This window comes from Acutalibacter sp. 1XD8-33 (assembly GCF_003612555.1).
Taxonomy (GTDB): domain Bacteria; phylum Bacillota; class Clostridia; order Oscillospirales; family Acutalibacteraceae; genus Acutalibacter.
Map to the genome: position 1 here is coordinate 1 of NZ_RAZF01000029.1, position 23,698 is coordinate 23,698.

Here is a 23,698-nt window from a genome sequence, read left to right on the forward strand (position 1 = left end):
GCTTTTCCTCGTTGCGTAGAGTTTTTCGCTGATTTTCGGGTCCTTTCTTTTCATTTTTGCTTTACAGTGCCTGTTTTAGTAAAATATTTTCTCAAAATGTAAAGGCCACCACGACGTCCATATTTTTCTCATCCAGCCTCCATATTTATTCCGGGCCATGCTCCTTTCTAAACTCGTCCATGTACTTTTTGCAGGCATAGGCCTCCATCAGCTTCTCGTCCTCCCAGGTCCAGCGTTTTTCCACCTCGATCATCCGGGTGATCTCCTCTGGTCCGGGCTCCGCCGAAAAAATCCCGCAGGGATAGCTTTCGCAGAATCCACAATGCTCATACCCTTTTTCCAGCACGCACCTGCGGGTTTTGCAGTTCTTATCAAAGTAAACCGCGTCCTCCCGCTGGCAGGCGCAACCGTCGCAGATGATCTCCGCCGGGTCGGCGTCAAAATTCGGGTTCTGCTTCCTCCACACCGCGCAGATCTCCGTCCGGCGGTCCTCCCGTTCCACATTGGGCCGGTAGATCAGGCAGAGATCACAGCGCATCCCGCATTTCGCAAAGACTGCTCCCATCGTACGCCTCCAATTATACAAAAGATTTATTATGTGCTAATTATGCGCCGGTTTCTCAGTCTCCGCCGAACCATTCCGCCGTCTTTTCCCGGATGGCGGGCTTGTGCCGGTCTATGTCCTCTTTCCCCTCAATCTGGCAGAAGTACAGGCTCCCGGCCATCTCCACGCCCATGTGCCCGCACCAGTGGTCGATGGTATCGATGATATGCTGGCATTCCCCCGGTCTCACGCCTGTCCGCAGGGCAATGGCGTAGCAGCGCTTTTCCGGCTTTAGGGTATGCCTATGGGGGTCCGGGTTGGTGTCGCCAAAAGGCGTGCACCGGTCGATGAACACCTTAAGCTGCCCCGGCACGTCCGCCCAATAGGAGGGCGCGGCGATAACCAACACGTCCGCTTCATCCATCTTGTCCAGAAGAACCGGCATGTCGTCCTGGTGGACACAGCAGCCGGACTGGTAGCACGTTTTGCAGCCCAGGCAGTACTGCACCTGATAGTCACCCAGGCAGACCAGCTCCCCGCAGGTTGCCTTTGGCAGGGCCTCCTCCACGGTCCGCAGAATCTCCTGGGTGGCACCGGTCTTTTTCGGGCTGGCGTTCAGCAGCAAAACCTTCATAGCCTCTCTCCTCTCGCACATTTTTCGGACGCATTCGGGAGATGTCCCCATTCTCCAATTTTCCTCACTTCACCCGGTACTTTTTCTCGATCCGTTTATAAATCAGCACCAGCGCCACCGCGCCGCCGCTGCCCAGTACGCACATCAGAACCGTCGCCGCCACCGGCTGCCACAGCCCCGCCACCCCGGAAATGAACCAGACCGCGCTATACCCGCCCCACAGCCTGCCCATGGCCCGGTTATAGGCAGGGATATCCGAGATGCTCTCCCTGGGGACGTCCACCCCGGACCAGAAATTCATGGGGGTCTTTTTCTTCGCGGCGTAAATTCCAAGGCCGATGAAAATGGCCCCGCAGAGCATACACGACAAAAACAGAATCATGTTTCCCAAAAGGATCGCCTCCTATGAGTGGGCGTATTGTTTGATGGAGTTGTACTCGTCCCCGGAGATCTCATAGATCCCGTTGTAGGGCTGCTCGATGAAGTATTCCCCCTCCCGGGAGGGCTTCTGGTAGACAAAGAGGGTGCTGGTCCCCGCCTTATGAAAGCGCAGGTCTATCTTGATCCAGTCCTCCACGTTCACCGGCGCGTCCTGGACGCTCTCGGTTCTGGTGCTGCGGCCCTGCCCCTTGAGGATAAAGAGCACGTCCTCCCCATAAGCGTCCATAAGGTGGATCTCCTCCCCTCCCTTCTGGGTCAGAGCCACCCCCTTCAGATCGCCGAAGTCCGGCAGATGGAGCTCATAGCTCCTCATGCCGGAAAGCCAGAAATGAACCGCCGCCAGAAGCAGCACTGCCCCAACACAGCAGCAGGAAAGAACGATCACAAATATTTTTTGCCTTTTCGTCATCCAAACCGCCTCCTATTGTTTTATACCAATTATACCAACCTGCCCCGCAGGCTGACGCCCCGGGCCTCGGTGACCTCCACCGCGGCAAACTCCCCGATCAGGCCGTCCTCTCCGGGGAACATCACCGTCAGACTGCTGGCCGTCCTGCCGGAGAGCAGGCCGGTTTTTCCGTCCCGGTCCTCCACCAGCACCCGCTGGCGGCTCCCCACCAGCCTCTGGCCGATTTTCCCGGCAACCTCTTCCTGTACCTTCAGGAGTTCCGCGAACCACCGGGTCTTTTCCTCGTGGGAGATCGGGTCAGGCATCTCCGCCGCCCGCGTGCCCGGCCTGGGTGAGTAGATAAAGGTAAATAGATTCACGAACTCCACCTCCCGGATCAAAGAGAAGGTGTCCTGGAATTCCTCATAGGTCTCTCCGGGGAAGCCCACGATCACGTCGGAGGTAAAGCTCACGTCCGGCATCGCCTCCCTAGCGCAGCGGATGAGGGCAAGGTATTTTTCCCTGGTATACCGGCGGTTCATCTCCTGGAGCACCCGGTCGTTTCCCGACTGAAAGGGCAGGTGGATGTGGTGGGGAATGTGCCGGCTCTCCGCCATCACATCAAAGAGCTCCTGGGAAGCGTCCTTGGGGTGGGAGGTCATGAAGCGCAGGCGAAAGTCCCCCGGAAGGCCGTCCAGCCGCCGCAGCAGCTCCGCGAAGTTCACCGGCTCCTCCAGGCCCTTGCCGTAGGAGTTGACGTTCTGGCCCAGCAGGGTGATCTCCTTATATCCTGCCTCCACCAGACCCTGGCACTCCCGATAGATCTCCTCCGGCCGGCGGCTTTTTTCCCGCCCGCGCACATAAGGCACGATGCAGTAGGAGCAGAAGTTGTCGCAGCCGTACATGGCCGTCACCCAGGCACGGGACCTGCCGTCCCGGCGGATGGGGATGTCCTCCCGGATGGTGGTTTCCTCCTGGCCCAGCAGCAGCACCCGCTGGGAATTCGCCAGCACCTGATGGAGCATTTCCGGCAGGCGGTGCAGCACATGGGTGCCGAAGATCAGGTCGATAAAGGGGAAGGTTTTCCCCAAGCGCTCCGCCACCGGACGCTGCTCGGTCATGCAGCCGCAAACCCCGATGATCACCCCGGGCTTTCTGCGCTTGAGGCTTTTCAGGGCCCCTACGTTGCCGAATACCCGGTCCTCCGCGTGCTCCCGAACCGCACAGGTGTTGAAGAGGATGAGGTCGGCCTCCTCCGCGGATCCGGCGAAGCCGAAACCCAGCTCCCCCAGAATTCCCTTGATCTTCTCCCCGTCGGCCACGTTCTGCTGGCAGCCGTAGGTGCGCACAAAGGCCAGAGGCTGGCCTGCCGTCCGCTCCGTCATCAGCCTTTGAATCTCCGCCGCGTATGCGGAAAAGCCTGTATCCAAGCCGCTTCCCCCTCCCGGTAAATTCGTCGCAAAAACTCATTTTCCCAATATTGTATCACAAACTCCTGAAAACTGCAAGCCGCTTTCCCAAGGGAAGCCAGGAAAAGCCCCGGCGGAAACGAAAAAACGCCCCGGCTCCCGTTTTGGGGGCAGGGCGCGCTTTTTTCAGGCATCCAGCAAGCGCAGAATCTCCGGGAAGGCCTCCAGACTTCTTTGGAGGATTCCGTGCATCTGGGCGATGGCAATGCCGTAGTTGACGATGGGCACGCCGGCCTTTTTGGCCCGGCCCACCCGGCTCTTCATCTCCGCCTCGTTGAGCATGCAGCCGCCGCAGTGCACCACCAGCCGGTATCCTTCCAGATTCTCGGGGAATTCCCCGCCGGAGGTGAAGGTGTAGCTGGGCTTTGACTGGGTGTAGTTCTCGATCCAGCCGGGCAGCTTCACCGTGCCGATGTCCCCGCACTGGCGGTGGTGGGTGCAGCCCTCGGAGATCAGCACCCGGTCGCCGTCCTTCAGTTTGGCCAGCTGGGCCGCCCCCTGGACCAGAGTGGGTAGGCTCCCCTTGTACCGGGCGAAGAGGATGGAAAAGGAGGTGAGGAGAACGTCCGGCGGGGTTGCCTCCGCCACCCGCCCGAAGGCCTGAGAGTCGGTGATGACGATTTTGGGCTTCACCGCCAGCAGCTTCAGGGTCTGGGCCAATTCCTCCGTCTGGCAGGTGACAAAGGCGCAATGGGCGTCCAGGATGTCCCGCATGGTCTGCTGCTGGGGGAGGATCATCCGGCCTTTGGGCGCAGCGGCGTCGATGGGCGTGACCAGCACCGCCAGGTCACCCGGCTCCAGCAGGTCCGCCACGATTTTCCGGGGATTCACCGCCTTTCCCGTAAAGGCTGCCAGCTTGTCTTTTAGCTGGGCAATTCCCTCTCCCGTATGGGCGCTCACATAGATACTGCTGCCGTCAAGCTCTAGCCTTCCAGCAAGGAGATCCGCTTTACTATAAGCAACCACATGGGGAATCTCTCGCTCCTGGAACAGGGCCAGCAGTTCCCGGTCCTGCCGGCCAAGTCCCTGGGCCCCGTCCACCACCAGAACGGCGATGTCCGTCTTGGCCAGTATTTCTCGGGTTTTTTGCACCCGGAGCTCCCCCAACTCCCCCTCGTCGTCCAGACCGGGAGTATCGATAATCACCACCGGGCCCATGGGCAGCAGCTCCATAGCCTTTTTCACCGGGTCGGTGGTGGTGCCCTTGACGTCGGACACCACTGCCAGTTGCTGGCCGGTCACTGCATTCACCAAGCTGGACTTTCCCGCGTTGCGCAGACCAAAAAAGGCGATGTGGGGGCGCTCGGCGGAAACCACTTCATTCAGGCTCATATTCGTTCTCCTCTCGTTTCTTTTGATGATGTACCAGTTGAAGAATTCTTGGCCGGTTGAACCTCTGGACGATCACAAACAGCAGGTCGAGGGCCGCCCCAAGAGTGGATGTAATCAGAAAAACCGGAAAATCTCCAAACCAAATTGACGCGGCCAGCGGGCAGAAACTAAGAACCGCATTCACCTCATGCACCAGCTCGGAGCGGCACATGGCCCGGGCAATCTCCTCCCAACTGTGCAGCCAGGGCGAAAAGCTCTCCGGAGAATACGTGGGTAGGGCATTCTTCCAGGCCTTGACATTCAGCTTTTTATAGAACGTTTCCTCCCAGGGGCGAAGGCGGTACCAGAGCCTTGCGGGGTCATGGCGAGGGTCAGTCCAAGTAAAAATGGCGCCGACCAGAAGCCGGACCCCAAAATGGTATCCCGCCGTGCCGCAGGTAATGACGGCTGTCAGCAGCACACCGGAAGGGAAAGCCCTGTACAGGCAGACCAAAACCGCCGTCGTCGCCTTCATCCCTTTCGCCATGGGAAACCACCCTTCTTACTCAAAAATACGGATGGTATATCCATCAATGGTGGTAACGCGGCAGACCTTTCCGCCCCATGGCTGGGTTTCCACCGGGGTGACTTAGTTCCACCCCTTCTCCCGCACAAATTCATAGAGTAGCTGGATGCCCTCCACCTGCATGAAGGAGAGCTCGTGCCCCGCCGGATCCCCCGAAAACAGCTGAAAGCCCGTAAAGGGCGCCAGATGGGCGGCCTCCACCTCTGGCGGGACATCGAACACCACGCCGTACAGGCCCCTTTCCTGGCCGTCCCGCTCCACAATGTTCCCGTACCAGCCCAACACGTCCTCAAACCAGCGGACGGTCCTGTCCATGTCTTGGGTGAGATAGATGGGGGCGTTTTCCCTGACAATATACCCCTTTTCGCTGAATCTGCTCATGGTCAATTCTCCTTTTGTGTCATTTTGGGGTCCTGTTCATAATACACAACGAAACATGACAACGGTCTGTCAGGCTCACTTCCAAAATTCCAACAGCTTTTCGTCAATGGGCGCGATCTCTTCGCCGCCCTTGATCTCGCCATAGAAGGCCAGCCTTCCGATCTCCTCCCGGTCGACGCGGCGTTTCTCTATGGCCTCCAGGCTCTCCGCCGGCAGGGAGACACCGTAGAGTCCGCCGTATTCCTCGTGCCATTCCGGGTTGAAGTAGCCGGGGGTCAATTTCAGGCGCATGAGCCCCAGAAAGGTCCAGTTCAGGCCGGAAAGGCCCAGCTCCTCCCGGCACTCCCGCTCCATGCAGGCTCTCAGGGGTTCCCCCTCCTCCCGGCAGCCGCCGAAAATCTCCCAGTCCCAGCGGTATTGGTTCCAGCCCAGCAGATAGCGGTCTCCCAGCTTCACCACCCCAAGGCAGTGGGTGATGGGGCTGAAAAGTTCGTCCGCCCGGCCTTCCTCCACGGAAATGATCTCCAAGAACTCGTTGCCCTTGGCGTCCCGAATCAGCATCGCCCTATGCCTCCTTTTCCAGCTCCACATAGAGTTCCACATGGCCGCACTGGAGGCACACGGCGCAGCGCAGCTTTCCTTGCATTTTAGGAAAAAATCTCTTTTCTTTCCCCACCAGTACCTGGCCGTGAAAGGACTCGTCATACAGGGCGTAGTCCTCTTGCATTTCCGTTTTGCATCTCAGGCATTTTCGCATGGTGATTCTCCTTTACAATGCCATCAGCAGGGTTCCCGCGCCGATGAGCGCGCAGCCGATGGCGGATTTCACGGTAATCTTCTCGTGCAGGAACACGAACGCCAGCAGCAGGGTGATCACCACGCTCATCTTGTCGATGGGCACCACCTTGCTGGCCTCCCCCACCTGCAAAGCGTAGTAGTAGCACAGCCAGGAGGCCCCGGTAGCCAGGCCGGACAGAATCAAAAACACCCAGCTTTTGGGGGTGATAGAGGAGATCCCGCCCTGGGCGCTGGTGACGAACACCATACCCCAGGCCATGATCAGTACCACCAACGTGCGGATGGCCGTTGCCAGGGTGGAGTTCACCCCCTCGATGCCCACCTTGGCCAGAATGGAGGTCAGCGCCGCGAACACAGATGACAGTACCGCAAATAGCAGCCACATATTTTTACTCCTCGCTTCTCTCATTTGTTTCACCTCAATGCCGCAAATCCTGGCGGGTTCAGATGGGGCAGAACCTTTGCGGCGGCAATCTGCGTGTTCAGCTCTTTGGGAAAGGGCACGCTCTTTTTCACCTGATTTTCCGCAATATACCGGGCGATTTTCCGCTGCATCTCCCCTCCGGTCTGGCGGGCGAAAGCCTCCAGGCCCGGATACCCGCAGTCATAATAGAGACTGGCGCGGACGTCCTTTACGCCTGGCAGGCGCATCAGGTCACACAGGGAAAAGAGCTTTCGCACTTCTTCCTCCTCTGCGCCATAATTCCCTGCCAGCTTTCCTGGAGTACTGTTCATACACAGGAGCAAATAGCCCCCAGAAGTTTTCACTCCGCCCAGCGCCAGGTTCTCCCGAAACGGAACACTGACGCTTTTCACATCCTTGAGCCTGCGGTTTACAAAGTCATGCAGGTGCAAAAAGCGCTCAAACAGCTGCAGAGCTTCCACATCCAGCTGTAACATGCCGGCCAATTCCGGAAGCTGGTCCGCCCAGTCCCCAAAATCGTACTTATCTTCAATTCCCGCCGAAGGAAGGCGCTCCATCAGCACCTCCTTCATGGGAATCAGTGGATAAAATCGTTTTAAGGTGGTGTCCTCGTTGAGAAGAACGCCTAAACTGGCAACTGCTAAGTTATCAAGCTCTCTCATGCCGGTTGGGTCTCATCAGAACCGGAAGTCCCGGCGGTTGGAGTTCTTGATGTCCCGGATGTTCTGCTCCGCGATCTCCCGGACCTTCTCCTTGGGGATGCGCTTCAGCTCCTCCTCCACCATTTTGTAGCCCACGGCTTTGGTCTCGGGGCTGGCGTAGTCCTCCAGGTATTCCGAAAGGGTCATCAGCGCGTTGGGGTGGCAGCAGTTGAGAATCTGGCCATTTTTGCACAGACTCATAAACCGGTCGCCGGTGCGGCCCTCCCGATAGCAGGCAGTGCAGAAGGACGGGATGTGCCCGTTCTCCATGAGCCAGCGGACCACCTCGTCCAGGGTGCGCTGGTCGGAGACGTCGAACTGCTCGGTGTCGTGGGGGCGCTCCTCCTGGGTGTAGCCGCCTACAGAAGTCCGGGATCCGCCGCTGACCTGGGAAATGCCCAGCCGCAGCAGCTTGGAGCGCACGGCCTCGGTCTCCCGGGTGGAGATGATCATACCGGTATAGGGCACGGCCAGGCGGATGCAGGCGGTGATTTTGGCAAAGGTCTCGTCATCAATGCCGTTATCGAACTGGGTGGGGTCGATGTCGTCCGCTTTTTTCAGCCGGGGCACACTAATGGTGTGGGGCCCCACGCCATGGACGGCCTCCAGGTGCTCCGCATGCATGATGAGCCCGGCGAACTCGTACTTATAGAGCTCCAGGCCGAAGAGAACGCCCAGACCCACGTCGTCGATGCCGCCCTCCATGGCCCGGTCCATGGCCTCGGTGTGGTAGTCGTAGTTGTGCTTGGGGCCAGTGGGATGCAGCTGCTCGTAGGACTTCTTGTGGTAGGTCTCCTGGAACAGGATATAGGTGCCGATGCCCGCCTCCTTCAGCCTGCGGTAGTTTTCCACGGTGGTGGCGGCGATGTTCACGTTCACCCGGCGGATGTCGCCGTTCTTGTGGTGGACGCTATAGATGGTCTTGATACACTCCAGGATGTACTCGATGGGGTTGTTCACCGGGTCCTCGCCGGACTCGATGGCCAGCCGCTTGTGGCCCATATCCTGCAGGGCGATGACCTCGGCCCTGACCTCCTCCTGGGTGAGCTTTTTCCGGGGGATATGCTTGTTCACCGCGTGGTAGGGGCAGTAGGTGCAGCCGTTGACGCAGTAGTTGGAGAGGTACAGGGGGGCGAAGATCACAATGCGGTTGCCGTAAAAGGCCAGTTTGATCTCCTCGGCGATCTCGTACATCTTCTCGATCTTCTCCGGGATATCGCAGGCCAGCAGGACCGAAGCCTCCCGGTGGGTGAGCCCGGAGCAGACGCAGCCGGTGGCGGTCTTTTGAGGGCGGGCCTTCTCTAGAATCTGATCGATGAGCTCCACGTTGTTCTTGTTCTCCTCGGCATAGGCCAAAGTTTCGCGGATCTCCTCATCGTTGATGAATTCCTCCGCGTGGAGGGATTTGGGGTCGTACTTTGCCATTTTACATTACTCCTTTTCTTTGGGGCAGATTTCTCTTTGCCTCAGATTTATTATATCGTGATACAACTTATTTTCAGCCTATACGGCATGAATAGACGAGCCGCTTTTCCTTTGATTTCAGCCGGATCTCCGGGAATTTTCCCAGCAAACTGACGCTGTCAATGTTTTCCTGGTCAACGTCAAACTGTACTTCCTTGATATGAATCTCCCGCAGATATTCCAGCATCGCTCCCATAGAAGCCCGGGCAATACCCTTCCGGCGGTAACGGGAAGAAACCCAATAGTACATGAAAATGGAGGATTCCTCCTTATTATAGTCATAAAGCCCGACTCTCCCGCAGGGAGCGCCCCGAAACAATATGACAATGGCGTCGTCATAGGGAGGCTTTCTGATTTCCAGATACCGGTAATCGTTTTCAATACTATAGTCCACATCAAAGCCGAACCAGCGGTTCAGTTCCGCGATATCCTCCATAAACAGGGGATAAAGCGCTTCTGTGGAGGACTTTGTGATGGATTCCAGGCAGATCTCATTGTTAACGATGCGATTCATCTCGGCCTCCTTGGTTTTTCCTTCCTATCACACAGTACCAGTCAGCGTCCTCCGGTGGTATTTTTTGAAACTGGGATGGGTAGTTCAGAATCTGTATATCACCGTAGCGCATCGCTTTCAATTTGTCCAGCATAACCGCCCTGCCAATCGGCTGATAGTGTTCCTCAAAGACCTCTTTTTGAAAAATGCGGTTGTCTTTTTCGAAGGTATAGAGGAGATTAAAGGTCATGCTGCCGTCCTGATGATAGTCCCAGACCTGGACCAGATTGATCCGGGTATCTCTATCGAAAAAGGGAGAGTATAGATAGAATCGTTGCTTTTCCCGGAGGATCTTGTCCCAGTTGCGGATTTCAAAATAGAGATAGCCGCTGGGCTTTACCAACGAATCCATCTGTTCCAGTGTCTTTAATACATCGTCGTTACTTACATAGGGCAGGGAGTTCCCTGTGCTGGCCACGCAGTCAAAGGGGCCGGAGAAATGCTCCCCCACGGTCCGGAAGTCGCAGCGCTTCAAGTCCACGGAGAGCCCCCGCGCCGCCGCTTTCCCGCCGCATTTTTCCAGCATGTCTCCGCTCAGGTCTGAGCCGGACAGCCGGACCCCCAGTTCTGCCAGCTGTAAGGTCGCGCTGCCGGAGCCAATGCTTACGTCCAGCAGTGTTTCGATGTCCCGGCCCCGCAGGATATTCTCCCAGTGGGTTTTGAATAAGTTCCACCGGCTCTCGCTTTCGATGAGATCATAGATATCTGCTCTGTCATAGAGGCTTGCCATACCATCTTTTCCTTTCCGTAATACTATCGTAGGGACGGCTTTGAAAATCCGGATTTCACCAGAAAATCATAGGCTTTCTGCAAAAAAACCGGAATATCCTCTCCTTGGCCGTAAATTTTCTCAATTTGTTCCGGCAGGGGAATTCCGTCTACCAGAGTTTCCTCCAGAGATTGATACGCGCTATGCCGGACCAACACAATTTTCTGGATGCGCTGGTCATTCAGCGTGGGGACAACGGCCAACTCCTCCAGATACCAGAGGGTATCTGGAAATTCAGGTTCTCTGTGCCGTTCTCCGCCGTGCGTCGCGCACCATTTGTCATACAAAATCATATGATTGATCTCATGCAGAGAGGCCCGCAGAAAAACCGCGTCGGAGACGTCGTAGTGCAGGCAATATTCTTTTTTCAGAACGCTGCGGGGAAAGGGATTATAGAGCCCCAGCCAGCAGGTGAATCTCTGGGGAGCGGAATAGTGGAGCTGAAACATTCCCAGCATTTCCCACACCCCTTCTGCCAGAGCTCCCCCAGGCAAGCTCTTGGAAGCGGCGGGTCTGCTCCTGAATACGCTGCCGGCCGGCCTGCTTCTTCTCGCGGATCAGATCTTCCACAATAGGAAGAATTGTTTCACGCTCCATTTCCGGACTGACCGGAGAGGGAATTTCCGGGAACATTTTCACCACTCTGTCCAGATAGGGGAGCATATTGTTCTCTCTGTCAAAAGCCAGCAGGATGGTATCTGTCACAGCCTCCGCGTTTTCCCTGTCGGAGGCTGTCCTAACCTCAATCAAAAAGCTGTTCTTCTGCCCTCTCATTTCTTCACATCCCCCCGGTCTGTGACGATCTCATACCCCACCGAGCGCATCCGGGCACTCAGGCAGTCCTTGCACTGGGCGGATTCCTCCCCGGTACAGATTTTGTTGTCGTAGAGCTCGTATTTTTTCCGGGTGGCGACCGGGGACAGGTTGGGCATGACCACGTTGGCTCCGGCTAGGATTCCCAGCTCCCGGCCCTCTGGGTGGATAGTGCCCAAGGCCGTAGTGGCAGGCAGAAGCACAGGAGGATAAATCAGCCGGATAATGGACAACAGAAAACAGGTGAGTTCTACCGTTCCCGCTGGGCAGTCTCGAAACGGCGTATCTTTGTGGGGCACGAAGGGGCCGATGCCGCACATATCCGGCTTAAACTCCTCAACGAACTTCAAGTCCTTGGCCAGTGTGGCGCTGGTCTGATAGGGCGAGCCCACCATAAACCCACAGCCCACCTGATATCCCAACTCCCGCAGCTCCTGCAAACAGCGCATCCGGTCGTCGAAAGACATCTCAGGAGGATGCAGCCTTCCATAATGTGCCCGGTCGGCTGTCTCATGCCGGAGAAGATAGCGGTCCGCTCCCGCCTCCCGTAGCCTCTGATAGCTGTCCCTGGAGCGCTCCCCCATAGAAAGGGTCACCGCGCAATCGGGATGACGGCACTTGATATCGTGGACCAGACCGCACAACACCTCATCGGTAAAGTGTGGGTCCTCTCCCCCTTGGAGGACGAATGTACGGAATCCCAGCCCGTAGCCCTCTTCAACGCACTCCATAATCTGTTTGGGCGTCAGGCGGTAGCGGTCGCAATGAGGGTTCCCCCTGCGGATGCCACAGTACAGGCAATCGTTCTTGCAGATATTGCTGATTTCAATCAGCCCCCGCACATAAACCGCGTTGCCATAAATATTCTTGCGCTCTGCCACGGCCCTCTCCGCCAGAGCCTGAGCCGTCTCCGGATTGCGGCTGTCTATCAGCTCCTGGTATTCTTCCAGGATCAGGCGGCGGGTTTGAGCGAGACCGTTGATCAGCCGGGAAACGCGCTCAGTCATGGCTGGAAACCCCGGAAAGGGCGGTTTTCACACTAATTCCCGGTAAATTGCCGATTTTTCCCGCCAAAGTCGAAATGATATCCTGGGGCGCGTCAATCGCGATGCTGATGATATTGATGTTTCTTGACCGGTAAGGAATTCCCATGCGGCCGATGATATATTCCCCATATTCATGGAGCATGGCATTCAATCTTTCTACCGTGCCCCCTTCTTCTACGATAATGCTCATAACCGCTACTTTCGTTTCCATACGGTAAATACCCCTTTCAATTCAATTTTTCCAAAAAGCAACGCCGTACCAAAAAAGGCACGGCGTAAAAATCTGTTCAAAACCGTGCCTTTCACGCAGGAAAATGCTTTACCCTTAGTGTCAGGCGCTTCTCTTATTTTTAATTATATCAGGCAAGGCGCAAAAAGTCAATGGCGATCTATGGCTGTACCGACTTTGCGGGATAGCAATAAAATCGGGTAGAAGTATCCCAAGTTTTGTCACGAAACTCGCTTTTCAGTTGAAATCCCGCACGGTCGAAAAGTTCCCCATAAACTGGGTGATAATAGACCGCCCAGATCTCTCGATTTCTCCGTTCTTGGCTATCTTGAATCTTATTTATGACTTGTTGAAAAATCGTCTCTCCAAAAGGATTGTAAAAATAGAACACGTCAAATTCGTCATACCGGTCAAACTCCACGGCGTTCACACAAATACATTCCGCATCCATTTTTAATCTTGACAAATTCCTCCGGGCAATTTGCAGCAAATGCTCGTCTAAGTCCAAACCCGCAACCTTTTGATATCCGCTTTCTATCGCACATTTCAGACACATCCCCTTCCCACACCCTACGTCCAAAAAAGCGGATTTGCTGGAATCTACCGGCACGGCTTCCAACATGCGCCTCATATCTCCAGCATCCGTCATACTGTATCCGTGAAATTCATTTACCGACTCTTGAAGCTCCCCCACATATACCATACTAAAATCCAGTCCACTGTGTTTTTCCCTAAGATAATTAAATAAAAATTTCGCCCATCTTTTGGTTCTCACACCGATACTATAATTGCTCATATCAAACTCCCTCCTTAAATAGATAATATCCTCTCGTCTATTAGACGGAGTACGTATACAAAAGGTAAGAAAAAATTTTTTTGAAATATAATAGGCGGCCTGCACAGGACCGCCTATTTCTCTGATATTTCGTGTACTTGTTGAAAGGAAGTGGCTTTGCACACCTGTCTTTCAGAAAATAGAACGGCTGTGGTTCCTACGTCTCACGTAAACCCGTGGGGAGCACTGGGCAGATCACCTAGATTGTTGCTCTCATCTCCGTCAGGCAGTGAGCGCAGGTATTCGTTTCCATTCCTGCTGGCAATAGCTACGCCGCGAATCCCTCCCTGTTTTGCAAGAGCCACCCCCTCTCTTTTGGAGAGCACCCGGCCGTCAGAAAGCTCATAGCCAGAGATCTTTCCATTCTGGCGTACCAGCTTGATAATAGATTTGGCGTCTTTATTGGGCACTGGATTCATAATGTTAATGTTCGCCGGAAGATTTCCGATTCTGCCGCCTTTTTCCTGCTTCATTTGCGATTCTCCTTTTCTATGGACGCGCCGAATGGCGTACCAATATAGATACGGAGATAGTGTGCCGCTATCGAAAAGTAAATATGCGGAGATGGAGACGCTTTATCGGAATTTTGCCTGTATCCTTTTAAAAGCCTTGGAATAGCGGCAAATATATCCTGTGGATTCTTGACGAAACACGGAAATTGTTCTATTATTGTAAAGAGGAGGGGGATTTTATGGTTGCAAAGATATACAGTATGGGCACCTATGGATTGGAGGCCTTTCCAGTAGAGGTAGAAACCGATCTCTCCTCAGGGCTTCCTGTATTTGAAGTGGTAGGCCTGCCAGGAACCGCTGTCAAAGAGTCTCGGGACAGGGTGCGCGCCGCCATGAAAAACTGTGGGTTTGATTTTCCTGTCAGCCGCATTACCATGAATCTGGCCCCTGCGGATAAGCGCAAGGAGGGTCCTATTTACGACTTGCCCCTGTTGCTCTCTCTTTTAAAATCCTCCGATCAGCTCCGCTGCCCTACCGATGACGCCATATTTTTAGGCGAGCTTTCCCTTTCAGGTGAAGTCCGTCGGATTAAAGGCGTATTGGCTATGGCGGCTAAAGCAGCTGAATCCGGATTTCGCCGGCTTTTTGTTCCAGCAGCCAACGCGAAAGAAGGCGCTGTTATCAAGGAATTGGCCGTATACCCGGTGGAGAATCTTATGCAGCTTTTGAACCATCTTACCGGAAAAAAGCCCATTGCACCCGCCAAGCCGTGCCCGCAACAGGAAGAACTGGATCCACTTCTGGATTTTGCCGATGTGATGGGACAATCCGGCGTAAAACGGGCATTGGAAATCGCTGCAAGCGGAGGCCATAGCGTCATTATGCTGGGCTCGCCCGGGTCAGGCAAAAGTATGCTGGCCAAACGGCTGCCCTCCATTCTTCCGGAAATGACCTTTCATGAGGCTCTGGAAACAACTATGATCCACTCTGTGGCTGGGCTATTGCCGAGCGGCGCCTCCCTGTTAACCAGCAGGCCCTTCCGCTCTCCCCACCATACCATTTCTTCCGCCGGGCTTTCCGGCGGGGGAACGTCTCCAAAACCAGGGGAAATTTCTCTTGCCCACAACGGCGTGCTCTTTCTGGACGAACTGCCGGAGTTTTCCCGAACCGCCATGGAGGTGCTTCGCCAGCCTATGGAGGACGGCTTGGTTACCATCTCACGGGTAGGCGGCAACGCCACTTTTCCCTGCAAGTTTATGTTAGTGGCGGCAATGAATCCCTGCCCCTGCGGATACTTTGGCCACCCCAGCAGACCCTGTACCTGTTCTCCCCATACGGTGGAACGATATCTTTCTCGAATTTCCGGTCCGCTTTTAGACCGGATGGATCTGCACATTGAGGTGCTCCCGGTAGAATTTCACCAGCTTTCCAGCAAAAAGAAGGAAGAGTCCTCTAAGATAATTCGCCAGAGAGTAAACGCCGCCCGCAAACTTCAAATCGAACGTTATGCTGGGCGAGGGTATGTCTGCAATGGCGATATCCCCGCGTCCCAGCTTCAAGAGATATGTAAGACCACACCAAAGGCAGAGCAGCTCTTAAGCCAGGCCTTTGAAAAGTTCGGGTTCTCCGCCCGAAGCTACAGCCGGGTGCTAAAGGTCGCACGTACTATCGCCGATCTTGCGGGCAGCGATTCCGTAGATGTGCCTCATGTGGCTGAGGCGGTACAATACCGCTCCTTGGATCGGAAATTCTGGCAGCGGTAAAAACAGACCGGAATCCGTTTTAGACAGATTTCGATCTGCTTTTTGTAGACGTAAGGGGGAATCATTGCCGGAATTTTCCTATAGAGAGGGGTTTGAAAGCATATCTGCCATTCTCCTCCAGGCCGAGAGAAACCGGCGCTTTCACCCGAAGGCCGCTTTTTCTGTGAAACGATAGGTAGTCCGGTCTCCGCGCATCCCCCCGTTAGCCAAGTTCAGTTTCTCTTGATAAATGTCAGGAGCCGCCTGGGAAAGTCAAATTGTGCTAAATAGGAGCCATATTATGAGGTATCAAAAAATCGTACCAGGAATCTTCCGTCTGCGTCCTAACCGCTTTATCGCCCATGTGGAAACTTCTGAAGGGCTGGTAATCTGCCACGTAAAAAATACTGGGCGATGCCAAGAATTGCTGATTGATGGGGCAAAAGTCTATTTGGAGGAAAGCAAAAACCCCGCCCGCAAAACGAAATTTGATCTGGTAGCAGTGGAAAAAGGCAGTTTGCTTATCAATATGGATAGTCAGGCTCCAAATAAAGCGGCGGCAGAATATCTCCCCACCCTGCTTCCCGATCTTACACTACTGCGTCCGGAAACCCGTTTTGGAAACTCTCGATTTGATTTCTACGCCGAGGCAGCAGGAGAACGGTGGTTTATCGAAGTAAAAGGCGTCACACTGGAACGGGAAGGCGTGGCCCTCTTCCCCGACGCCCCTACGCTGCGGGGGACAAAGCATTTACGGGAGCTGTGCCAATGCTTAGACCAGGGATATCGCGCTTGCATTCTATTTATAATACAGATGACAGGAGTGGATTATTTTTCCCCTAATACCGAAACCGACCCCGATTTTAGCGCCGCCTTGAAAGAAGCCGCTGAACGAGGCGTTCAGTTAGCGGCGATGGATTGCCTGGTAACACCCTGTAGTATGACGGTTCGAAAAGAAATTGCGATTCACTTGCATAATTGAAGAAAAATTTTAAAAAAGAAGAAAAAAACTTTCAAAAATTCAATTATAATTCTCAAAGTGAATTGACTTTTCAATAAAACGCTTCTATGATTAGTTTAAGTTGTATTGTTCGTTATTTTTTAGTGATGGGGAGGTAATCGGCACGATGAAAAACTCAAAACCACGTTACTTCAGATTAACCAAGTCAGAAAACGAGATTATGGAGTTAATGTGGAAAGAGGGCCATCCGCTTTCACGGTCTGAGATTATTGAGTTAACTCCGGAACGTACGTGGAAGCCTTCTTCCATCCACATACTCCTGAACTCCATGCTGGATAAGAACGCCATCGAAGTGGCGGGCTTTGTCCAAAGCACCAAAAACTACGCACGTACTTTCATGCCTTGCGTTTCAGCTGACAATTATGCCGTTATGCAGATTAAAAACAGCCCCGTTTTTACCCAACAGTCTGTCCCCAATTTACTTTCTGCCCTAGTAGAGGACGTGACCGCGCCGGCTATTTTAGATCAGCTGGAGCAGATTGTACAGTCCCGCAAACAGGAATTGGCCTGATTATGCTGCGTAAGGTTACATAGATCCGGTTGCCACATTATCTTTGGCAGCCGGGTTTTCTTTTCTTAGAAATCACAGAAAAAAACAGCAGCAACTCTATCGAGCTACTGCTGTTTTCCTTTTCAAATCATTTCAGAATGGATACCGCATCACCGATGGTCTTTTCCATAGCCTCCCGGCCGTACTTATCCACCTCGGCCTTGTTCTTCTCCCCGTGGGTCAGACAACCCGCGCCGCCAATGCAGCCGCCGGTGCAGGCCATACCCTCGATGAAGTTCCCCGCCAGGGCGTTCTTGGACTTCTTCAGCAGAGCCATCCGGCAGGCCTCGATGCCATCGCAGGGCACGGGCTTCAGGTCAAACTCAATCCCCTGCTCCTTCATGGCCTGGGCCACCGCGTCGGACACGCCGCCGGACCGGGCAAAGATCCGCCCATAGTAGGAGGCGTTGTCCAGCACGTCCTCCGGCAGGGTGGTGATGTCCAGATCCAGGCTGTCGAACAGGGCCTGGAGCTCCTCGAAGGTGAGCACCGCGTCGATCAGCGGGCGCACCCGTTCCTGGCGAGCCTCGGCCTTCTTCGCCGTGCAGGGCCCGATGAACACCACTTTCGCGGTGGGATCAGTCTCCTTTAAGTACTTGGCAAGCCGGGCCATAGGCGACAGATTGTGGGAGATATGCTCCTGTAATTCCGGAAACGCCGACTTGATGTAGGCCACAAAACCCGGGCAGCAGGAGCTGGTCAAAAAGCCCTTCTCCGCCAGCTCCTGAGACTCCTCCATGGCGACCATGTCCGCGCCCAGAGCGGCCTCCACCACGGTGAAAAAGCCCATCTCCTTCAGGCCAGTAATGACCTGCCCCAGATTGGCATAGACAAACTGGCTGGAGATGGAAGGGGCCACCACTGCGTATACCTTATATTTGGTGTTGCCCTCGCTCTTCTTCAGCATGTCGATCACATTGAGCATAAAGGACTTGTCCGTCACCGCGCCAAATGGGCACATATACACGCAGGCGCCGCATTGGATGCACTTGCTGTCGTCGATGGCAGCGGCCTTGTCCTCGTTGATGGTGATGGCCTTCACCTTGCAGGCCACCTGACAGGGGCGCTTCCGGTCCACAATGGCGGAATAGGGGCATACCTTGGCGCACTGACCGCACTCCACGCACTTGGTCTTGTCGATATGGGCCACGTGGTTGTGGTCAAAGGAAATGGCGCCCCGCTTGCACACGTCCTCGCAGCGGTGGGCAAGACAGCCCCGGCAGGAGTCGGTGACCTCGTAGCCCGCGGCGGGACACTCGTCGCAGGCGATATCGATGACCTCGATGATGTTGGGGTTGTCCGCGTGGCCGCCCATGGCCATTTTCACCCGCTCCGCCAGGATCGCCCTCTCCTTGTACACGCAGCAGCGCATGGTGGGCTCCTTGCCGGGGACGATGATCTTGGGAATGTCCATCATATTTTCCAGGAGCTTATCCTGCCAGGCCATCCGGGCGGTTTCCCGAAGGACCTTATACTTCAGGTACTGAACTTTCGTGTCAAATCTTCTCGTTTGATTTGCTTGGCTCACTTGGCGACCTCCTTCAATAGAACTCTTACAAAATAATTTTTTGAGTGAAATAGGGCCTTCGGCGGCGCACAGACCGTCGCCTACGGCAAGACCGTGGGGCGCTGCCCCACACCCTGCAAGGGGCCAAGACTTGGCAACGCCAAGGTCTCCGCCCCTTGACCGCGCAATTGCCTCACATTATCTATTTTGCAAGATGTCCAATAATTGCTTTCAACTGGAGCCGGTATTGCTAGAAATAGCTCACCTTTACCCGTTTTCCCATCTGCTTCAGGCAGTCCACCAGCTCTTCTGCCAGACTCATCTTGATACTGAAGGTAATGGGCAGGTCCGGGTTCTGATGGGCGGGGTTGATAGCCCGGCCCACAAAGAAGTTGATATCCGTGGCCTCCTCGAACAGGAAGCGGCTGATCATGGCCGCGCCGTCCCGCTTCATGCCCCAGTCCTCGTAGCGGTCGTTGTCCTTTAAGTAGTCTCTGGCATACTCCAGCACCCGGGCCACGGTGATCACGCCTTCCGTCACCAGATCCACGCCCTCCAGCTCGGCGGTGGGCGGAAGGTCGGAGCCCTCGAAGTTCAGGCTGGGGCGCAGGGGCTTGCGCAGGAACTTGGCCGCGATGGTGGACGTTGTGCCGCCGCAGACAATGTGCTTGCCCTCTTTGGAGAAGAACAGGCTCATCATCCGGTCGCAGTCGTCCCGGTTAGAGGGCGGGCCGAAGAGCATGTTCATGGGCTCCCGCTTGCGGATCTTCACCACGCAGGAGGTCACATCGTCCTGGGGTTGGCCCCCATAGAGCTTGTAGCACTCGTCCACCAGCATAGTGGACAGGGTTTTGGCCGTGTAGCCCGCCAGGGCGATGGTCTCCATGAAGCTGGTAATGTCCTCGATGGCCCAGCCGAAGTTGTACTCAATGCCGATTCCCGCGTGAGGGCAGCCATCGCTCATGGCGATGAAAATATCGTCCTCCCGAAGGGGAATAGAAGATTTAAAAATCTGCTTGCCGCCAATGCTCATCTCCGTTTTGGGATAGTCGTAATTCGCCCCGTCCCGCAGGAGAATCACATGGGGGTTGTCATATTGGATCAGCTCGGCGGTCTGGTTGCGCAGCAGATGGATAATGGTAAAGGTGGAATAGGCCACGCCGTGCTCGGAGCTGACGGGAAGCGTGGCAGCCACAGCGGCCACACACTCCTCTAGGGGCATCCCGGCGGCCATCATGGTGGAGATGATCTTGGAGGTCAGCGTGGAGAGGATGCTGGCCTTCACCCCGCTACCCAGGCCGTCGGCCAGCACCACCACCGTGGAGGAATCCCCCTGCTCAATCACGTCCACATGGTCGCCGCAGAGCTGCTCGCCGTAATGGTTGATGCTCTTGTATCCGATATCCGCGCACAGATCATTCATCGGTTATCGACTCCTTCAGCTTTGTCAGCGCAATCTTGGTTTCGGCAGCGGTTTCGCCCAGCAGCGAGGCAATGTCCTGTACAATGCGCATCTGCTTCTCCACCACCTTGTCGGCGACCTCCACGGTCTGCCGGCTGATGTCCTCCTTCTTCTCCCGCTCCATCTGTTCATCCGTAATATCGCGGAGAATACCGATGAGAATATGCAGATCCCGGTCGTAGATCACGCTCTGCTCCACATAGCACTTATATTCAGCCAAGTATACGCGCTGGTCCCGCACGTCCCGCTTGGTGTTCAACACGTTGAGGAACACGGTGGGATCCAAAATCCGCACCACCGGCTCGCCCAGCACGTCGGAGGCTGCCCGGATGTTCATAATCTTCCGGGCAGTGGTGTTGATCTGCTGGACCTCCAGATCCTCGTTCAATACGATGAGGCCGTTGGGGGTGTTGTTCACAATGGCGTCGGAGAAACTCTCCGCCTTGTCTTTGAGGAAAGGCAGGCACATGGAGATCTCCGCCTTGCCCTGGCAGACCGCGATGGCTTTTTCTCTGCAGGTGTTGTAGCCGCAGGAACCGCAGTTTAGCTCTTGAGAAGGCTTGAACTTGCCCATCTGGCGGAGCACGGTATTGATCTCTTCTTCACTGGGCTGCTTGTTCTGCATCTCCAGATAGGGGAAGTTTTTGCGCATGGATTTGGGGTCCGGCTGCTTGACCTCAAAGTCCCGTTCACCGGCAAAATTGGATACAGCCACATAGTCCCGCACAGGAGAACGGTTTTCCATCACCGGACCGCCCACGCAGCTGCCGGCGCAGATGGACATCTCGATGAAGCAGTGGTGGAGCTTGCCGTCCAGGATATCCTTCAGGGCGGCGATGCAGTTCTCCGCGCCATCCAGGGCAAAATAAGCATAGCCGGGCTCGTTCAGCTCCATGGTCTTTAAAATACCTCCGGTAGTGGGGAAAAACCGCGCCCGGCTGCACTCCTCGGAGTCCATCTCTTTCTCCAGCTTTACCCCGGCGCTTTCCAGCCACTGGGAGAGCTCTTCAAAGGTAAGTACACTGTCTACAATACCCTCATACCGGTTGGCCTCGTCCTTTTTGGCTACGCAGGGCCCGATAAACACGGTCTTTGCCCCCGGGATGCGCCGCTTGATATCCTTGCAGTGGGCCATCATGGGAGAATCGATGTCCGCCAGAAATTCCAACGCTGCCGGGAAATGCTTTTGAATCAGCAGGTTCACGGAATGGCAGCAGGAGCTGATCACCACATCCCGTTTATCCTCCCGGAGCATCCGCTCATACTCGGATTTCACCATGGTGGCGCCTAAGGCAGTCTCCTCCACATCGAAGAAGCCCAGCTGCTTGAGAGCTTTGCGCATAGCGCCGATGCCTGCCCCAGAAAAGTTCGCCACAAAGGAGGGGGCCAAGCTGACGATCACCGGGTCGCCGCTTTGCAGTAGCACCTTCACTTTTTCCGTCTCGTCCACAATTTCCTTGGCGTTTTGGGGGCAGACCACAAAGCATTGGCCGCATAGAATACATTCATCGCTGATAATGTGGGCCTGGCTGCCCGAAAAGCGAATTGCCTTTACAGGGCAGTGGCGGATACATTTATAACAGTTCTTGCAGTTGGATTTTTTAAGCCGCAGACAGTCCGGCATAGTCCCAGTCTCCTTTCCGCGTCAATGGCCGAAGGGCTCAGACCTTGGCCTTAATATTCGTCTCAAAAAATTCTTCGGTGGTTTCCGGAGAGACAGAGTGGAACTCGCCGTCCACAGTGACACAGACGCCCTGCTGGCACTTGCCCATACAGAAGGTTCCGCCCAGATCCACCTTTTCCTTCAGGCCGTTGTCGGCAATCAGCTGTTGCAGCTGCTCAACTACCTGGCGGGAGCCCTTTATATGGCAGGAACTGCCGATGCATACGGTAACTTTCATGAGAATGACCTCCTAAATAAAATATATAGTGGAATCTCCGCTATTATTCTAACATTATTCGTGGTTTTTTGCAATTATTATTTTTTGATATTAGCACAATTGTTATCGATAACTATTTATCGATAAATTGAGGAAGAAAACAGTCCATTCTGCTCAATCACGACGCCTGCTTTTCTGCCAGGTGTTGCTTTTTCTTACCAAAAGGCGTATAATAATTGCATTGACAACTATTTTGCCTTGCGCGTCTGAGAGGGAGAGTGGAAAAATGCAGTTAATCAATGTCCCAAGGATTTGTAAAGGAATGGAAATTGGGGATGTGCCCCCAAACGGCCAGATCATTCGAGATGCCCTAAATGTGGCGTGGCCTTCCGTCCTGGAATCGTTTTTTGTCTGCCTGGCGGGGCTGGTGGACACTATCATGGTTGGTTCCCTTGGATCTTATGCGATAGCCGCTGTAGGCCTGACTACACAGCCAAAATTTTTGGGCCTGGCCATCTTTTTGTCCCTGAATGTAGCGGTTTCAGCTATTGTGGCCAGAAGAAAAGGCGCCGGAGATCAGGACAGCGCTAACCGTATGGTACGCATGGCATTGCTGATCACCTTGATTCTTACCGTCTTAATAAGTACAATTTTTGTGATTTTTGCAAGCCCAATTGTAAAAATGGTGGGCTCACAGCCGGATACACATCAGCACGCAGTAGAATACTTACAAATCATTATGGGCGGCATCGGTTTCTCCACTGTCTCCCTCATGCTTAACGCGGCCCAGCGGGGCGCTGGAAATACCCGCATTGCCATGCTCACCAATGTGATTTCCAATACAGTAAACGTTATTTTTAACTATCTTCTGATCGGCGGCAATTTTGGTTTTCCCGCTTTGGGAATCCGCGGCGCGGCACTGGCTACGGTAATCGGCACCATATGCGCCTGTGCTCTCAGCCTGGCTTCTGTGATGCGGAAAAGCGGTTTCATCTGCCTGCGTTCTGTAAAGGGCTGGGTTGCTGACCGGATGAGCGTTAAGTCTTTGCTGAACGTGGGTTCCAGCGCCTTTGTGGAGCAGATCTGTCTACGGGTAGGCTTTCTGCTGTTCGCCATGACGGTGGCCCACCTGGGCACCACGCAGATGGCCGCCCATCAGATCGGCATGAACATGATGAGCATGTCCTTCTCCTTTGGTGATGGCCTCTCCATTGCTTCCGTGACACTGATCGGCCAGAGCCTGGGACGGAAGCGTCCGGACATGGCAAAGATTTACGGCAATGTCTGCCAAAAAATCGGTTTGCTGTGCGCTTGTCTGGTAGCTACGGTATATTTTCTCTTTGGCAAACAGATCTATATGCTCTTTTCGCAGGAAGCCGTTATTTTAGACTATGGCACAAGCATCATGCGCATTCTTAGTATCACACTGTTTTTCCAGATTGAACAAGTGGTGCTTTTTGGTTGCCTGCGAGGCGCGGGAGATACCAAATTCACCGCGCTGGTATCCCTTATCAGCGTTACCTGCATCCGTCCCGGCATGAGCTGGCTGTTGTGTTATCCCCTGGGTATCGGACTGATCGGCGCATGGCTGGGCACTTTTTGCGACCAGGCGCTGCGATTTGTCCTTACTTTCCTGCGGTTCCGCAAAGGCCAGTGGACAAAGATCCGCCTATAATTTCTCTTGCCTCTAAAAATATA

At 54.7% G+C, this 23,698-nt stretch carries 29 protein-coding genes; 4 read left to right on the forward strand and 25 right to left on the reverse strand.

Annotation, left to right across the window (positions count from 1 at the left end; all coding sequences use genetic code 11):
* Window positions 1-145 precede the first annotated feature (145 nt).
* The 21 genes from D7X94_RS14305 to D7X94_RS14400 all read right to left on the reverse strand — a co-directional run bounded on the left by D7X94_RS14305 (window position 146) and on the right by D7X94_RS14400 (window position 13,859).
* Window positions 146-565 carry a DUF3795 domain-containing protein gene (locus D7X94_RS14305; protein ID WP_120428347.1) on the reverse strand — a complete coding sequence of 140 codons (420 nt, stop codon included), beginning with the start codon at window positions 563-565 and terminating at the stop codon, window positions 146-148.
* Between the two features lie 55 nt (window positions 566-620).
* The gene (locus D7X94_RS14310; protein WP_158591036.1) at window positions 621-1,178 is read right to left on the reverse strand and encodes a flavodoxin family protein; all 558 of its coding nucleotides are present in this window, start codon (window positions 1,176-1,178) and stop codon (window positions 621-623) included.
* Between the two features lie 64 nt (window positions 1,179-1,242).
* A complete protein-coding gene (locus D7X94_RS14315) occupies window positions 1,243-1,569 on the reverse strand; it encodes a hypothetical protein (protein WP_120428349.1) in 327 nt (108 codons plus the stop codon).
* A 12-nt stretch (window positions 1,570-1,581) separates the two neighbouring features.
* Window positions 1,582-2,028, reverse strand: a complete 447-nt coding sequence (locus D7X94_RS14320; RefSeq protein ID WP_120428350.1) for a DUF5301 domain-containing protein — start codon at window positions 2,026-2,028, stop codon at window positions 1,582-1,584.
* Window positions 2,029-2,057: 29 nt separating this feature from the next.
* Window positions 2,058-3,437, reverse strand: coding sequence for a tRNA (N6-isopentenyl adenosine(37)-C2)-methylthiotransferase MiaB (gene miaB, locus D7X94_RS14325; RefSeq protein ID WP_243111332.1), 1,380 nt, complete (start codon window positions 3,435-3,437; stop codon window positions 2,058-2,060).
* A 165-nt stretch (window positions 3,438-3,602) separates the two neighbouring features.
* On the reverse strand, window positions 3,603-4,808 hold the full coding sequence (gene hydF, locus D7X94_RS14330; RefSeq protein ID WP_120428351.1) for a [FeFe] hydrogenase H-cluster maturation GTPase HydF: 1,206 nt from the start codon (window positions 4,806-4,808) through the stop codon (window positions 3,603-3,605).
* Window positions 4,795-5,334, reverse strand: coding sequence for a hypothetical protein (locus tag D7X94_RS14335; RefSeq protein WP_120428352.1), 540 nt, complete (start codon window positions 5,332-5,334; stop codon window positions 4,795-4,797). The genes hydF and D7X94_RS14335 overlap by 14 nt, the downstream gene beginning before the upstream one ends.
* A gap of 102 nt (window positions 5,335-5,436) precedes the next feature.
* On the reverse strand, window positions 5,437-5,754 hold the full coding sequence (locus D7X94_RS14340; protein WP_120428353.1) for a VOC family protein: 318 nt from the start codon (window positions 5,752-5,754) through the stop codon (window positions 5,437-5,439).
* A 75-nt stretch (window positions 5,755-5,829) separates the two neighbouring features.
* Window positions 5,830-6,315, reverse strand: a complete 486-nt coding sequence (locus D7X94_RS14345) for an NUDIX hydrolase (RefSeq protein ID WP_158591037.1) — start codon at window positions 6,313-6,315, stop codon at window positions 5,830-5,832.
* 4 nt (window positions 6,316-6,319) lie between these two features.
* Window positions 6,320-6,511 carry a nucleic acid-binding protein gene (locus D7X94_RS18550; protein ID WP_158591038.1) on the reverse strand — a complete coding sequence of 64 codons (192 nt, stop codon included), beginning with the start codon at window positions 6,509-6,511 and terminating at the stop codon, window positions 6,320-6,322.
* A gap of 12 nt (window positions 6,512-6,523) precedes the next feature.
* Window positions 6,524-6,937: an EamA family transporter gene (locus D7X94_RS14350; protein ID WP_120428355.1), complete on the reverse strand. Its 414-nt coding sequence runs from the start codon at window positions 6,935-6,937 to the stop codon at window positions 6,524-6,526.
* Between the two features lie 29 nt (window positions 6,938-6,966).
* Window positions 6,967-7,638 carry a DUF4332 domain-containing protein gene (locus D7X94_RS14355; RefSeq protein WP_120428356.1) on the reverse strand — a complete coding sequence of 224 codons (672 nt, stop codon included), beginning with the start codon at window positions 7,636-7,638 and terminating at the stop codon, window positions 6,967-6,969.
* 15 nt (window positions 7,639-7,653) lie between these two features.
* Window positions 7,654-9,102, reverse strand: a complete 1,449-nt coding sequence (gene hydG, locus D7X94_RS14360; RefSeq protein ID WP_120428357.1) for a [FeFe] hydrogenase H-cluster radical SAM maturase HydG — start codon at window positions 9,100-9,102, stop codon at window positions 7,654-7,656.
* 73 nt (window positions 9,103-9,175) lie between these two features.
* Window positions 9,176-9,655, reverse strand: coding sequence for a GNAT family N-acetyltransferase (locus D7X94_RS14365; protein ID WP_120428358.1), 480 nt, complete (start codon window positions 9,653-9,655; stop codon window positions 9,176-9,178).
* A complete protein-coding gene (locus tag D7X94_RS14370) occupies window positions 9,639-10,424 on the reverse strand; it encodes a class I SAM-dependent DNA methyltransferase (RefSeq protein ID WP_120428359.1) in 786 nt (261 codons plus the stop codon). Before D7X94_RS14370 ends, D7X94_RS14365 begins: the two co-directional genes overlap by 17 nt.
* A gap of 23 nt (window positions 10,425-10,447) precedes the next feature.
* On the reverse strand, window positions 10,448-10,921 hold the full coding sequence (locus D7X94_RS14375) for a hypothetical protein (RefSeq protein WP_120428360.1): 474 nt from the start codon (window positions 10,919-10,921) through the stop codon (window positions 10,448-10,450).
* The gene (locus D7X94_RS14380) at window positions 10,854-11,237 is read right to left on the reverse strand and encodes a hypothetical protein (protein WP_120428361.1); all 384 of its coding nucleotides are present in this window, start codon (window positions 11,235-11,237) and stop codon (window positions 10,854-10,856) included. The genes D7X94_RS14375 and D7X94_RS14380 overlap by 68 nt, the downstream gene beginning before the upstream one ends.
* Window positions 11,234-12,283 carry a [FeFe] hydrogenase H-cluster radical SAM maturase HydE gene (hydE, locus tag D7X94_RS14385; protein ID WP_120428362.1) on the reverse strand — a complete coding sequence of 350 codons (1,050 nt, stop codon included), beginning with the start codon at window positions 12,281-12,283 and terminating at the stop codon, window positions 11,234-11,236. The genes D7X94_RS14380 and hydE overlap by 4 nt, the downstream gene beginning before the upstream one ends.
* A complete protein-coding gene (locus D7X94_RS14390) occupies window positions 12,276-12,533 on the reverse strand; it encodes a TM1266 family iron-only hydrogenase system putative regulator (protein WP_120428363.1) in 258 nt (85 codons plus the stop codon). The genes hydE and D7X94_RS14390 overlap by 8 nt, the downstream gene beginning before the upstream one ends.
* Before the next feature lie 178 nt (window positions 12,534-12,711).
* Window positions 12,712-13,347: a methyltransferase domain-containing protein gene (locus D7X94_RS14395; RefSeq protein WP_120428364.1), complete on the reverse strand. Its 636-nt coding sequence runs from the start codon at window positions 13,345-13,347 to the stop codon at window positions 12,712-12,714.
* A 203-nt stretch (window positions 13,348-13,550) separates the two neighbouring features.
* Window positions 13,551-13,859, reverse strand: coding sequence for a DUF3892 domain-containing protein (locus D7X94_RS14400; protein WP_120428365.1), 309 nt, complete (start codon window positions 13,857-13,859; stop codon window positions 13,551-13,553).
* Between the two features lie 218 nt (window positions 13,860-14,077).
* Between D7X94_RS14400 and D7X94_RS14405 the strand changes: the two genes are divergently transcribed.
* From D7X94_RS14405 to D7X94_RS14415, 3 genes are all read left to right on the forward strand, one after another.
* Window positions 14,078-15,601, forward strand: coding sequence for a YifB family Mg chelatase-like AAA ATPase (locus D7X94_RS14405; RefSeq protein WP_120428366.1), 1,524 nt, complete (start codon window positions 14,078-14,080; stop codon window positions 15,599-15,601).
* A 280-nt stretch (window positions 15,602-15,881) separates the two neighbouring features.
* The gene (sfsA, locus tag D7X94_RS14410; protein ID WP_120428367.1) at window positions 15,882-16,562 is read left to right on the forward strand and encodes a DNA/RNA nuclease SfsA; all 681 of its coding nucleotides are present in this window, start codon (window positions 15,882-15,884) and stop codon (window positions 16,560-16,562) included.
* Window positions 16,563-16,707: 145 nt separating this feature from the next.
* Window positions 16,708-17,112 carry a BlaI/MecI/CopY family transcriptional regulator gene (locus tag D7X94_RS14415; protein WP_120428368.1) on the forward strand — a complete coding sequence of 135 codons (405 nt, stop codon included), beginning with the start codon at window positions 16,708-16,710 and terminating at the stop codon, window positions 17,110-17,112.
* A gap of 127 nt (window positions 17,113-17,239) precedes the next feature.
* Here the strand turns inward: D7X94_RS14415 and D7X94_RS14420 are convergent, their stop codons facing one another.
* The 4 genes from D7X94_RS14420 to D7X94_RS14435 form a co-directional block, all read right to left on the reverse strand.
* Window positions 17,240-18,679, reverse strand: a complete 1,440-nt coding sequence (locus tag D7X94_RS14420; RefSeq protein ID WP_120428369.1) for a 4Fe-4S dicluster domain-containing protein — start codon at window positions 18,677-18,679, stop codon at window positions 17,240-17,242.
* 229 nt (window positions 18,680-18,908) lie between these two features.
* Window positions 18,909-20,081, reverse strand: coding sequence for a SpoIIE family protein phosphatase (locus D7X94_RS14425; protein ID WP_120428370.1), 1,173 nt, complete (start codon window positions 20,079-20,081; stop codon window positions 18,909-18,911).
* Window positions 20,074-21,744, reverse strand: coding sequence for a [Fe-Fe] hydrogenase large subunit C-terminal domain-containing protein (locus D7X94_RS14430; protein ID WP_120428371.1), 1,671 nt, complete (start codon window positions 21,742-21,744; stop codon window positions 20,074-20,076). The genes D7X94_RS14425 and D7X94_RS14430 overlap by 8 nt, the downstream gene beginning before the upstream one ends.
* 37 nt (window positions 21,745-21,781) lie before the next feature.
* Window positions 21,782-22,021 (reverse strand): (2Fe-2S) ferredoxin domain-containing protein, encoded by a 240-nt coding sequence (locus D7X94_RS14435; RefSeq protein WP_120428372.1) that lies wholly within the window; start codon window positions 22,019-22,021, stop codon window positions 21,782-21,784.
* A 301-nt stretch (window positions 22,022-22,322) separates the two neighbouring features.
* On the opposite strand from D7X94_RS14435, the gene D7X94_RS14440 reads away from it, so the two are divergent.
* Window positions 22,323-23,675, forward strand: a complete 1,353-nt coding sequence (locus D7X94_RS14440; RefSeq protein WP_243111333.1) for an MATE family efflux transporter — start codon at window positions 22,323-22,325, stop codon at window positions 23,673-23,675.
* The last annotated feature ends 23 nt before the right edge of the window (window positions 23,676-23,698 follow it).

What these genes read in the sequence shown, in the direction of transcription:
- D7X94_RS14305 (WP_120428347.1), bottom strand. Translation starts at nt 565, where the DNA reads ATGGGAGCAGTCTTTGCGAAATGCGGGATGCGCTGTGATCTCTGCCTG.
- D7X94_RS14310 (WP_158591036.1), bottom strand. Translation starts at nt 1,178, where the DNA reads ATGAAGGTTTTGCTGCTGAACGCCAGCCCGAAAAAGACCGGTGCCACC.
- D7X94_RS14320 (WP_120428350.1), bottom strand. Translation starts at nt 2,028, where the DNA reads ATGACGAAAAGGCAAAAAATATTTGTGATCGTTCTTTCCTGCTGCTGT.
- hydF (WP_120428351.1), bottom strand. Translation starts at nt 4,808, where the DNA reads ATGAGCCTGAATGAAGTGGTTTCCGCCGAGCGCCCCCACATCGCCTTT.
- D7X94_RS14335 (WP_120428352.1), bottom strand. Translation starts at nt 5,334, where the DNA reads ATGGCGAAAGGGATGAAGGCGACGACGGCGGTTTTGGTCTGCCTGTAC.
- D7X94_RS14340 (WP_120428353.1), bottom strand. Translation starts at nt 5,754, where the DNA reads ATGAGCAGATTCAGCGAAAAGGGGTATATTGTCAGGGAAAACGCCCCC.
- D7X94_RS14345 (WP_158591037.1), bottom strand. Translation starts at nt 6,315, where the DNA reads ATGCTGATTCGGGACGCCAAGGGCAACGAGTTCTTGGAGATCATTTCC.
- D7X94_RS18550 (WP_158591038.1), bottom strand. Translation starts at nt 6,511, where the DNA reads ATGCGAAAATGCCTGAGATGCAAAACGGAAATGCAAGAGGACTACGCC.
- D7X94_RS14350 (WP_120428355.1), bottom strand. Translation starts at nt 6,937, where the DNA reads ATGTGGCTGCTATTTGCGGTACTGTCATCTGTGTTCGCGGCGCTGACC.
- D7X94_RS14355 (WP_120428356.1), bottom strand. Translation starts at nt 7,638, where the DNA reads ATGAGAGAGCTTGATAACTTAGCAGTTGCCAGTTTAGGCGTTCTTCTC.
- hydG (WP_120428357.1), bottom strand. Translation starts at nt 9,102, where the DNA reads ATGGCAAAGTACGACCCCAAATCCCTCCACGCGGAGGAATTCATCAAC.
- D7X94_RS14365 (WP_120428358.1), bottom strand. Translation starts at nt 9,655, where the DNA reads ATGAATCGCATCGTTAACAATGAGATCTGCCTGGAATCCATCACAAAG.
- D7X94_RS14370 (WP_120428359.1), bottom strand. Translation starts at nt 10,424, where the DNA reads ATGGCAAGCCTCTATGACAGAGCAGATATCTATGATCTCATCGAAAGC.
- D7X94_RS14375 (WP_120428360.1), bottom strand. Translation starts at nt 10,921, where the DNA reads ATGCTGGGAATGTTTCAGCTCCACTATTCCGCTCCCCAGAGATTCACC.
- D7X94_RS14380 (WP_120428361.1), bottom strand. Translation starts at nt 11,237, where the DNA reads ATGAGAGGGCAGAAGAACAGCTTTTTGATTGAGGTTAGGACAGCCTCC.
- hydE (WP_120428362.1), bottom strand. Translation starts at nt 12,283, where the DNA reads ATGACTGAGCGCGTTTCCCGGCTGATCAACGGTCTCGCTCAAACCCGC.
- D7X94_RS14390 (WP_120428363.1), bottom strand. Translation starts at nt 12,533, where the DNA reads ATGGAAACGAAAGTAGCGGTTATGAGCATTATCGTAGAAGAAGGGGGC.
- D7X94_RS14395 (WP_120428364.1), bottom strand. Translation starts at nt 13,347, where the DNA reads ATGAGCAATTATAGTATCGGTGTGAGAACCAAAAGATGGGCGAAATTT.
- D7X94_RS14400 (WP_120428365.1), bottom strand. Translation starts at nt 13,859, where the DNA reads ATGAAGCAGGAAAAAGGCGGCAGAATCGGAAATCTTCCGGCGAACATT.
- D7X94_RS14405 (WP_120428366.1), top strand. Translation starts at nt 14,078, where the DNA reads ATGGTTGCAAAGATATACAGTATGGGCACCTATGGATTGGAGGCCTTT.
- sfsA (WP_120428367.1), top strand. Translation starts at nt 15,882, where the DNA reads ATGAGGTATCAAAAAATCGTACCAGGAATCTTCCGTCTGCGTCCTAAC.
- D7X94_RS14415 (WP_120428368.1), top strand. Translation starts at nt 16,708, where the DNA reads ATGAAAAACTCAAAACCACGTTACTTCAGATTAACCAAGTCAGAAAAC.
- D7X94_RS14425 (WP_120428370.1), bottom strand. Translation starts at nt 20,081, where the DNA reads ATGAATGATCTGTGCGCGGATATCGGATACAAGAGCATCAACCATTAC.
- D7X94_RS14430 (WP_120428371.1), bottom strand. Translation starts at nt 21,744, where the DNA reads ATGCCGGACTGTCTGCGGCTTAAAAAATCCAACTGCAAGAACTGTTAT.
- D7X94_RS14435 (WP_120428372.1), bottom strand. Translation starts at nt 22,021, where the DNA reads ATGAAAGTTACCGTATGCATCGGCAGTTCCTGCCATATAAAGGGCTCC.
- D7X94_RS14440 (WP_243111333.1), top strand. Translation starts at nt 22,323, where the DNA reads ATGGAAATTGGGGATGTGCCCCCAAACGGCCAGATCATTCGAGATGCC.